The organism is Mesorhizobium sp. M7A.F.Ca.US.014.04.1.1 (assembly GCF_003998745.1).
GTDB lineage: Bacteria > Pseudomonadota > Alphaproteobacteria > Rhizobiales > Rhizobiaceae > Mesorhizobium > Mesorhizobium ciceri.
Genome location: NZ_RZRW01000172.1, coordinates 1 through 10,134, shown reverse-complemented (window position 1 = coordinate 10,134; position 10,134 = coordinate 1). Strand labels below are relative to the sequence as shown.

The window sequence follows — 10,134 nt, the reverse complement described above, 5'->3', positions numbered from 1 at the left end:
CGGCAACACGCAGCCGGTGGCCGGCCGGCACACGATAGGCGCATTGATCGAGCACGACGCGCACCGAGACGGTTTCGCCCGGCACCAGCGCCTCGGGGAATTCGTGCGAATTGCGGTGCGTCAGATTGAGCACGCCATAGGAGATCAACTCCGAGGCGCCGTCGGGATGCACATCGCAAAGCCGGACCGCGATGTTGGCCTGCGGACGATCAGAGGACAGCCGCAGCTCGACCTCCGGCGCTCCGACGATGTCGATCGGCTCGCTGAGTTCCGGCTGGTCGAAACACACCGACAGCGCATCGTCGGGGCGCTGGTCGCCGGGCAGTTCGGGACCGAAGGTGAAGGGAAAATACTCGCCGCCGGCCAGGCCGCAGCTTTGCGGAGAGGCGATGATGGCGGGTTTTTCCGTTGAGGAGATCAGATCGAGCGTTTGCATCTTGATGGTTGGCGAGGGCCATTCCTGCTCCGCCACCCAACGGCCGGGACGCTCGGGGTGCCAGCGCGCCGGACGCACGCTGTCCATGACATAGGCGCGGTAGGCCGGGTCGGCCTCGACGCCGGTGTCGACACCCTTCAGCCAGCGGTCCCACCAGCGCAAGGCCTCCTGCAGGAAGCCGATGGCAGGCTTGGGCCCGGCGTAGTGCGGGTATTTGTGGATCCATGGCCCGACGATGCCCTTGACCGGGGCTTGGATGTTGGTCGCCAGATGCGAGACGGTGTTGCGGTAGCCGTCATGCCAGCCGCCGATCGACAGCACGGCGGCTTTGACGGCGGAAAAATCCTCGCAGATCGAGCCGCGCTTCCAGTAGGCATCACGGTGCTGGTGTTTCAGCCACAGCGGCGCCAGGAAGGATTGGTTCTCCAGCCGGGTCAGCCACAGATCGCGCCACCGGTTGTCGCCGGCCAAAAGCGGATCCGGCGGCCGCGACGAGTAGGACAGCATGGTCGAGGCCCAGCCGAAATTCTCGATCAGCAGGCAGCCGCCCTTGTAGTGGATGTCGTCGGCATAGCGGTCGACGGTCGAGCACAGGCTGATCACCGCTTTCAGCGCCGGCGGCCGCTTGGCCGCCACCTGCAGGCAGTTGAAGCCGCCCCAGGAAATGCCCATCATGCCGACATTGCCGTTGCACCAGGGCTGGCTTGCCGCCCAGGCGATGACGTCGCAGGCGTCCTGCAATTCCTGCTCGGAATATTCGTCGTCCATCAGCCCTTCGGAATCGCCATTGCCGCGCATGTCGACGCGGATCGAGGCATAGCCGTGGCCGGCGAAATAAGGATGCGTCAGCTGATCGCGAAAGATGGTGCCGTCGCGCTTGCGGTAGGGCAGATGCTCTAGGATGACAGGCACCGGATCGTCGCCCGCATCCTCCGGCATCCACACCCGCGCCGACAGGCGGCAGCCATCCGGCATGACGATGCCCATGTCCGGGAATTCGACGATTTTGCGGGCAAATTCGGTGACGGTTTTCATGGCATGCTCCAGGATCGCCAGATGATGGAGCCTGCCGTGCCGCGTCGTGGGCCAGCCAACGAATTCGGCTGGTCAATCCGCGTCAGTTCAGCGGGATATCGTTATCGTCCTTGTTCGCCTGATAGATGTTGGACAATTCATCGTAGCGCGCCGAAATCGCGCCGATACGGGTCTCCAGCCGTCGCCGCTCTGCCTCGGGCAACGCTCGCACCAGCCTGCGGATAGAAAAGCTCTTCCAGTAGGCATTCTCGGCATTGTAGCCGCCGGGATCGAGGGTGAAGACCTCTTTCAGGATCTTCAGGTCGTGCGGGATGGCGAAGCTGTCGCGCGAATCCTCGTGGCTGAACAGATAGTAGAAATTATCGAAGCCGGTCCAGGTGATCGCCGACAGGCACAGCGAGCAGGGTTCGTGCGTGGCGATGAAGATGGCGTCTTTCGTATCGACGCGCTCAGCCCTGGGCATTTCGTAGAAACGCTTCAGGCAGTGGACCTCGCCATGCCAGAGCGGGTTTTCCATCTCGTTGTTGGTTTCAGCCAGCACCAGCGAACGGTCGTCCTTGCGCAGGATCGCCGCGCCGAACAGCTTGTTGCCATAGGTAACGCCGTCGGCCGTCTTCGGCACGATGTCGTGCTCGATCACATCGAGCAGGCGGTCGATCAGTGAAATATCGGTCACAGGAGGCTCTCGTTGGGCAAGTGGATCTCGTAGGCGTGCGAGAAATGGAACTCTTCGAGATTGGAGCCATCGCCGCCACGGTCGACGATCAGGAAGTCCTGAGCCTCGCCGAGCGGCGTCAGCACGCCATGCCAGAGATTGCGCCGGTAATTGATGCCTTGTCCGGGTGCGGTGATGAAGGCATGCGGCTCGCCCGGCCCCTGCTCCCCGTCATGGCAGACGACGACCAGGAAGGGGCGCGGCGAGAGCGGGATGAAGGCCTGGCTGCCGAAGGGATGGCGCTCGACCATGCTCAATTTCAGGGGCAATTCGTAGGGCGTGCCGCGCACCATCGAGATCAGCACGCGGGCGTTCGGACCGGTTGCTTCGGCGGTAGCCAGATCATGATAGCGCTCGGCCCTGCCGCCATTGATCGGGTAGTGGTTGTCGCCGCCCATGTCGATGACATCGCCGAAGGGGGCAAAGCCCTCGCGGGTCAGCGGCCGCGCGACGATACGGGTCACAGCGCGCGCCTTGCGATGCCGGCGCCGCCGAGCTTGGCGTGCCGGTTGACGTCCTTGTAGAGCAGATAGCGGAATTTACCCGGGCCACCGGCATAGCAGGCCTGCGGGCAGAAGGCGCGCAGCCACATATAGTCGCCGGCCTCGACCTCGACCCAGTCCTGGTTGAGGCGGTAGACGGCCTTACCCTCCAGCACATAGAGACCGTGCTCCATGACATGGGTCTCGGCGAAGGGAATGACCGCGCCGGGTTCCAGCGTGACAATGGTCATGTGCATGTCGTGGCGCAAATCTGCCGGATCGACGAACCGCGTCGTCGCCCAGCGGCCTTCGGTGCCGGGCATCGGCGTTGGCGCGATCTCCTGCTCATTGGTGAAGAAGGCTTCCGGCACATCGAGACCGTCGACCACCTCGTAAGCCTTGCGAATCCAGTGGAAGCGCACGGCGGCCCTGCTTTCGTTGCGAACCGTCCAGCCGCTGGCCGGCGGCAGGAAGGCAAAGCCGCCGGGCCGCAACACATGCGTCTTGCCGGCAAGCAGAACCGTCAGTTCGCCTTCGACCACGAACAGAGCGCCTTCGGCGCCGGCATCGGGTTCCGGCCGATCGCTGCCGCCGCCGGGCGCGACCTCGACAATGTATTGCGAGAACGTCTCGGCAAAACCCGATAGCGGTCGCGACAAGATCCAGACGCGGGTTTCGTCCCAGAACGGCAACGCACTGGTGACGATGTCCTGCATCACACCCCGGGGAATGACGGCATAGGCCTCAGTGAAGACGGCGCGGCCGGTCAGAAGCTCGTTCTGGCCGGAATGACCGCCATGTGGCGCGTAATAGGTTCGCTCGGGCATCCTGATCGTATCCATGGTTTCAAACCTATTGCGGAAGCATGTCCTTGAGGCGGAGCAGCGCGATGCGCTCGACCTGTTTGCAGGCGGTCTCGAATTCGACGCCGCGGCTGTTGCCGATGCGCGCCTCGAACTCCGCCAGGATTTCCCCCTTCGTCTTTCCCTTCACCGCGATGATGAAAGGGAAGCCGAAGGTGGTGACGTAGGCGGCGTTGAGCTTGGAAAACAGTTCGCGCTCCTTGTCGGTCAGCGCGTCGAGGCCGGCCGAGGCCTGTTCCCTGGTCGATTCCGCCGTCAGCCGTTTGGCCTTGGCCAGTTTGCCGGCAAGGTCGGGATGGGCGTTGAGCACCGAAAGCCGCTCGGTTTCGCTGGCGGAGCGGAAGATACGGCAAAGCGCATTGTGCAGGCCGCCCGAAGTGTCATGCGCCGGGCCTAGTTCCAGTTCGTAGGCGCGTTCGGCGATCCAGGGCGAATGCTCGAACACGCCGCCGAAAGTGTGGACGAAGGTCTCGAATTCCATCTTCGATGGGCGGAGTGCCGCCGGTTGATAAGGATTGACCTCTTGCCAGTGCTTGGCGATGTCGATGCGCCTCGCCAGCCAGACCTTGTCGTGCGACTTCACATAGTCGACGAAGCGCTTCAGCGCCGCCACCCGGCCCGGCCGCCCGACGAGGCGGCAGTGCAGGCCGATGTTCATCATGCGTGGCCGGCCGGCCTTGCCCTCGGCATAGAGCGTATCGAAGCTGTCCTTCAAATAGGCAAAGAACTGGTCGCCCGAGTTGAAACCTTGCGGCGTGGCGAACCGCATGTCGTTGGCGTCGAGCGTATAGGGGATGATGAGCTGCGCGCCGCCCTCATGCTCGAACCAGTACGGCAGCTCGTCGTCATAGGTGTCCGACACATAGTCGAAGCCGCCTTCTTCCGCCACAATCCGCACCGTGTTGATCGATGTGCGACCCGTATACCAGCCGGTCGGGCGCGCGCCGGTCACTTCGTAGTGCAGCTTGATCGCCGCCTCGAGGTCGCGGCGCTCATCCTCGGCGCTGTGGTCGCGGTAGTCGATCCATCTTAAGCCGTGCGAAGCGATCTCCCAGCCGGCGTCCTGCATGGCCGCTACCTGATCCGGCGAACGGGCGAGCGCTGTGGCGACGCCGTAGCAGGTGATCGGCACTTGCGACTCGGTGAACAGCCGGAGCAGCCGCCAGAAGCCGGCGCGGGCGCCGTATTCGTAGATGGATTCCATGTTCCAGTGGCGTTGACCCACCCAGGGTGCCGCGCCGACGATTTCCGACAGGAAGGCTTCGGACGCCTTGTCGCCATGCAACACGCAGTTTTCGCCGCCTTCCTCGTAATTGACGACGAACTGCACGGCGACATGTGCACCGCCAGGCCATTTCGGGTCCGGCGGATTGGCTCCGTAGCCACGCATGTCTCTGCTGTAACGCATCGTCCCTCCCGCCGGGCACGGCCCGAAGTATGATCAGAATATCGAAAGGGTGCTTCTCGCATTCCCCCGAAAATTTTTGAAAGTGTTTTTGTCGCACTCCGCTCGACCGGGACTTATGCATCGCCTTTAATTGGCGCACAATTCACTGTTGATACTTGACCGTACCGGGCCAATTCGCTCGTACCGGAAATGGGAGGCGGCCAATGGCAGAAACGTCGAAAGCCGACGGCGGGCGTCTGACGACCCATGTCCTCGACACGGCGACCGGCAAGCCGGCGGCGGGACTGTCGATCGCGCTCTATCACCTCGAGGGCAAGGCGCGGACACATCTGAAGACCGTTCTCACCAATGCCGACGGCCGTTGCGACAAGCCGCTGCTCGCCGGCGCGGAATTCCGCACCGGCGAATACGAACTGGTCTTCGCCGCCGGCGACTATTTGCGCCAGCAGGGGTTGAGCCTGCCGAAACCGGCCTTTCTCGATGTGATACCGATCCGCTTCGGCATGGCCGAGCCTGTGCATTATCATGTGCCACTGCTGGTCTCGCCCTACGGTTACTCGACCTACAGGGGGAGCTGAGGCATGACCAAAATTAGCATCCGCAACGAAATCCGCTTCATTCTCAATGGCAGGGATGTGGCGCTTTCGTCGGTGGCACCCGACGCGACCTTGCTCGACTGGCTGCGGCTCGACCGTTCGCTGCGCGGCACCAAGGAAGGGTGTGCCGAGGGAGACTGCGGTGCCTGCACCGTGCTGGTCGGCAAGCTGTCGGAGGGCGGCTTGGTCTATGAAAGCGTCAATGCCTGCATCCGCTTCCTCGGCTCGCTCGACGGCACACACGTCGTAACGGTCGAGCATCTGCGTGGCGGGCCAGGCCAGTTGCATCCGGTGCAGCAGGCGATGGTCGATTTCCACGGCTCGCAATGCGGCTTCTGCACGCCCGGCTTCGTCATGTCGCTCTATGGCTTGTGGATGAAGTCGCCTGATCCCTCGAACGCGGATGTCGAAAAAGCTTTGCAAGGCAATCTCTGCCGCTGCACCGGCTATGAGGCGATCATGCGCGCCGCGCATGCCATCTCCAGCTACGGCAAGGCGGCAAAGGACCCGCTGGCCACGGAACGCAAGGCGATCACCGCGAGGCTCGAGGCCATGCGTGACGGCGCCCGGGTCGAGATCGGAACCGGCAAGGCGCGGCTGGTCGTGCCGGCCGATGTCGACGATTTCGCCGCCGTGCTGGACAAGGAACCCGGCGCTACCATCGTGGCCGGCTCGACCGATGTCGGCCTGTGGGTGACCAAGCACATGCGCGATATTTCACCGGCCATTTTCATCGGCGATCTCGACGGGCTTTGCACCATCTCGGAAGACAAGGGCGTCATTTCGATCGGCGCCGGCGTCACCTACACTGACGCCTTCGCGACATTGGCGAAGCGCATCCCGGCGTTGGGGCCATTGTTCGATCGCATCGGCGGCGAACAGGTGCGCAACATGGGCACCATCGGCGGCAACATCGCCAACGGCTCGCCGATCGGAGATACGCCACCGCCATTGATCGCGCTTGGCGCAAGTCTCACCTTGCGCAAGGGCAAGAAGCAGCGGACGATCCCGTTGGAAACCTTCTTCATCGCCTACGGCAAACAGGATCGGCAGCCGGGTGAATTCGTCGAGGCCGTGCATGTGTCGGTGCCGGCCAAGGAAACGAAGTTTGCCGTCTACAAGATCACCAAGCGTCGCGACGAGGACATTACCGCGGCCCTTGGCGCGTTTTTCCTGAATCTGGCCAAGGACGGCACGGTGGCGGAGGTGCGCATCGCCTATGGCGGCATGGCGGCGACGCCGAAGCGGGCGTCTTCCGTCGAAAAAGCGCTGTTCGGCAAGCCATGGACCGAACAGACGGTTGAAGCGGCGATGGCCGAATATGCCAGGGATTTCACCCCGCTGACCGACATGCGGGCCTCGGCCGAATATCGCGCCCTGGCAGCGAAAAACCTGCTGCTGCGCTTTTTTGCCGAGAGCAGCGGCACCAGAGAGCCGGTCCAGGTTTCAAGGCACGAGGCGGCATGATGAACAAGCACGCTGCCCCCAACCTCAAGGCTGAAAAGATCGCTGGCGGCGTCGCCACCGATCAGCGCCACGATTCCGCGCACAAACATGTCAGCGGTACCGCCGTCTACATCGACGACATGCCGGAACCATCAGGCACGCTGCATGGCTGCCTAGGGCTTTCCGGTGCCACGCATGCCACCATCACCAGCATGGATCTCTCGGCGGTGCGTACAGCGCCCGGCGTTGTCGACGTGCTGACGGCCAGTGACGTGCCGGGCGAAAACGACATTTCGCCGACCGGCCGCCACGACGAGCCGGTGCTTGCCGACGGCAAGGTGCAATTCTACGGCCAGCCTATCTTCTGCGTTATTGCGCAAACTCGCGAGCAGGCGCGCCGCGCCACAAGATTGGCAAAGGTCGAATACAAGGAATTGCCTTTCGTCACCGACATCGGCGCGCTCGATCCGAAGAAGGACAAGCTCGTCACGCCGCCTCTCACTCTGAAGCGCGGCGATGCCGCTACGGCGATCCGTCAGGCGCCGCGCCGGCTAAAGGGAAGAATGCGCATCGGCGGCCAGGAACACTTCTACCTCGAAGGCCATATCGCCATGGCCGTTCCTGGCGAGGATCAGGACGTCACCATCTATTCCTCGACCCAGCATCCAAGCGAAGTCCAGCACATGGTCAGCCATGCGCTCGGCGTGCCGAGCAATGCCGTCACGGTGGAAATCCGCCGCATGGGAGGCGGCTTCGGCGGCAAGGAAACGCAGGGAAATCAGTTTGCCGCATTGGCCGCGATCGCCGCGAAGAAGCACCACCGCGCCGTGAAGATCCGGCCCGACCGCGACGACGACATGATCGCCACCGGAAAGCGTCATGATTTCCTCGTCGATTACGAGGTCGGCTTCGATGACGAGGGCAACATCCTCGGCGTCGATTTCATGTTCGCGGCGCGCTGCGGTTTTTCGTCGGACCTTTCCGGCCCGGTAACCGATCGCGCGCTGTTCCATTGCGACAACACTTATTTCTGGCCGGCTGTGCATGCGCAGTCGGCGCCGCTCTACACCAACACCGTGTCGAACACCGCCTTTCGTGGTTTCGGCGGCCCGCAAGGCATGGTCGGCGCCGAGCGCGTCATCGACGAGGTGGCCTTTGCCGTCGGCAAGGATCCGCTCGAAATCCGCAAGAAGAATTTCTACGGCACCAGTAGCGAGGGGGGCCGCAACATCACGCCCTACCACCAGACGGTCGAGGATAACATCATCCAGCGCATCGTCGCCGAGCTTGAGCAAAGCGCGAGCTATGCGCGGCGGCGGCGTGAAATATCGGCCTTCAATGCCAACAGCCGTTTCATCAAGCGGGGCCTGGCTCTGACGCCGGTCAAGTTCGGCATCTCGTTCACCGCCACGCATTACAATCAGGCCGGCGCGCTGGTGCATGTCTACACCGACGGTTCGGTGCACCTGAACCATGGCGGAACCGAGATGGGGCAGGGCCTCTACGTCAAGGTGGCGCAGGTGGTGGCGGAAGAGTTCCAGATCGATCTCGACCAGGTGAAGATCACCGCGACAACGACTGGCAAGGTGCCGAACACTTCGGCTACGGCAGCGTCGTCCGGCTCCGACCTCAACGGCATGGCGGCGCAGAATGGCGCGCGCCAGATCAAGGATCGGCTGACCGATTTCGCCGCCGAAAAATATCAGGTGCCGCGTGATCAGGTGCTGTTCCTGCCCAACCGGGTGCGTATCGGCAACCAGGAAATCGCCTTCGCCGACCTCGTCAAGCAGGCCTATATGGCCCGCATCCAGCTGTCGGCGGCTGGTTTCTACAAGACGCCGAAAATCCACTGGAACCGCGACAAGGGCGAGGGCCGCCCCTTCTATTATTTCGCCTATGGCGCCTCGTGCTCGGAAGTCTCGGTCGACACGCTGACCGGCGAATACATGGTCGAGCGTACCGATATTCTCCATGACTGTGGCCGCTCGCTGAACCGGGCGATCGATATCGGCCAGATCGAAGGCGGCTTCATCCAGGGCATGGGCTGGCTGACGACGGAAGAACTGTGGTGGGACGCCAAGGGCCGGCTGCGCACGCATGCACCGTCGACCTACAAGATCCCGCTCGCCTCCGACCGGCCGAAGATCTTCAATGTCACCTTGGCCGACTGGCCGGAAGCCGGCGAGCCAACCATCCACCGCTCCAAGGCGGTCGGCGAGCCGCCGTTCCCGCTCGGCATGTCGGTGCTGCATGCGCTATCGGACGCGGTGGCCAGTGTCGCCGACAACAGGATCTGCCCGCGCCTCGATGCTCCGGCGACCCCGGAGCGGGTTCTGATGGCGATCGAGCGGCTGAAGAAAGAGGCCGGCGCCTGAATCCGGCCCCAGGGTCGGCAATGCGTGCAATCCGGGCCGAAAAAACCTATATTTCCCATTCGGGAACGTGAACCATGAACTCGAAAGTGCAAAGCCTGAAAGCCTTTCTCGCCAGCGCCGGTCGGGTTGCCGTGGTCGAAGTGGCCGGAACAAAAGGCTCGACGCCACGCGAGAAGGGCGCCTTCATGCTCGTCTCGCCGACGGCGATCTTTGGCACCATCGGCGGCGGTCAGCTCGAATATATGGCGATCGACAAGGCCAGGCAGATGTTGGGCAAAGAAGCCCGCATCGAGGTTGACGAAGTCTGCGCCACCCTAGACGTCCCGCTGGGTCCCGAGATCGGCCAATGCTGCGGCGGGCGCGTCGAAGTCTTGATCCGGCTCGTCGATGCTGCGCTTGCCGGCGACCTGGTTGCGGCCGCCGAAGCCGAAGAGGCGCACCTGCCGTACGTCTACATCTTCGGTGGCGGCCATGTCGGCCAGGCGCTGGCATCGGCGATCGCACTTCTTCCCGTGCACGGCGTCGTCATCGAGACGCGGGCCGAAGCACTGGAAGGCATGCCCGAAACCATCGAGACACGGCTGACAGCTATGCCGGAAGCGATGGTGCGGAATGCCCCCGCCGGCGCCGCCTTCGCCATCCTGACCCACGATCATGCGCTGGATTTCCTGATCGTCGCGGAAGCGCTGAAACGCGGTGACACCGCCTATGTCGGCATGATCGGCTCGAAGACGAAGAAAGCGACGTTCAGGACCTGGTTCCTGAAATCGGCGGACGG

General features: G+C 63.2%; 9 protein-coding genes. 4 read left to right on the top strand and 5 right to left on the bottom strand.

Annotated features, from left to right (window positions below; translation table 11 throughout):
• From EOA22_RS13930 to puuE, 5 genes are all read right to left on the bottom strand, one after another.
• Window positions 1–1,471 (bottom strand): CocE/NonD family hydrolase (locus EOA22_RS13930; RefSeq protein WP_127390032.1); only part of this gene is annotated, 1,471 nt, incomplete at its 3' end.
• A gap of 82 nt (window positions 1,472–1,553) precedes the next feature.
• A complete protein-coding gene (locus EOA22_RS13925) occupies window positions 1,554–2,147 on the bottom strand; it encodes a nucleoside deaminase (protein ID WP_013528246.1) in 594 nt (197 codons plus the stop codon).
• Window positions 2,144–2,650 (bottom strand): ureidoglycolate lyase, encoded by a 507-nt coding sequence (locus EOA22_RS13920; protein WP_013528245.1) that lies wholly within the window; start codon window positions 2,648–2,650, stop codon window positions 2,144–2,146. The genes EOA22_RS13925 and EOA22_RS13920 overlap by 4 nt, the downstream gene beginning before the upstream one ends.
• On the bottom strand, window positions 2,647–3,510 hold the full coding sequence (locus EOA22_RS13915) for a bifunctional allantoicase/(S)-ureidoglycine aminohydrolase (RefSeq protein ID WP_024501939.1): 864 nt from the start codon (window positions 3,508–3,510) through the stop codon (window positions 2,647–2,649). Before EOA22_RS13915 ends, EOA22_RS13920 begins: the two co-directional genes overlap by 4 nt.
• A gap of 10 nt (window positions 3,511–3,520) precedes the next feature.
• A complete protein-coding gene (gene puuE, locus EOA22_RS13910; RefSeq protein ID WP_063169821.1) occupies window positions 3,521–4,939 on the bottom strand; it encodes an allantoinase PuuE in 1,419 nt (472 codons plus the stop codon).
• Between the two features lie 203 nt (window positions 4,940–5,142).
• On the opposite strand from puuE, the gene uraH reads away from it, so the two are divergent.
• The 4 genes from uraH to xdhC all read left to right on the top strand — a co-directional run.
• Entirely contained in the window at window positions 5,143–5,517 is a 375-nt protein-coding gene (uraH, locus tag EOA22_RS13905) for a hydroxyisourate hydrolase (protein WP_013528242.1), read from the top strand.
• Window positions 5,518–5,520: 3 nt separating this feature from the next.
• A complete protein-coding gene (gene xdhA / locus EOA22_RS13900) occupies window positions 5,521–7,002 on the top strand; it encodes a xanthine dehydrogenase small subunit (RefSeq protein ID WP_063169822.1) in 1,482 nt (493 codons plus the stop codon).
• Entirely contained in the window at window positions 7,002–9,356 is a 2,355-nt protein-coding gene (xdhB, locus tag EOA22_RS13895) for a xanthine dehydrogenase molybdopterin binding subunit (protein WP_063169823.1), read from the top strand. Before xdhA ends, xdhB begins: the two co-directional genes overlap by 1 nt.
• Before the next feature lie 74 nt (window positions 9,357–9,430).
• Window positions 9,431–10,134, top strand: a 704-nt coding sequence (xdhC, locus tag EOA22_RS13890) for a xanthine dehydrogenase accessory protein XdhC (protein ID WP_127390031.1), incomplete at its 3' end; no start/stop codon positions are given.

What these genes read in the sequence shown, in the direction of transcription:
- EOA22_RS13915 (WP_024501939.1), bottom strand. Translation starts at nt 3,510, where the DNA reads ATGGATACGATCAGGATGCCCGAGCGAACCTATTACGCGCCACATGGC.
- puuE (WP_063169821.1), bottom strand. Translation starts at nt 4,939, where the DNA reads ATGCGTTACAGCAGAGACATGCGTGGCTACGGAGCCAATCCGCCGGAC.
- uraH (WP_013528242.1), top strand. Translation starts at nt 5,143, where the DNA reads ATGGCAGAAACGTCGAAAGCCGACGGCGGGCGTCTGACGACCCATGTC.
- xdhA (WP_063169822.1), top strand. Translation starts at nt 5,521, where the DNA reads ATGACCAAAATTAGCATCCGCAACGAAATCCGCTTCATTCTCAATGGC.
- xdhB (WP_063169823.1), top strand. Translation starts at nt 7,002, where the DNA reads ATGAACAAGCACGCTGCCCCCAACCTCAAGGCTGAAAAGATCGCTGGC.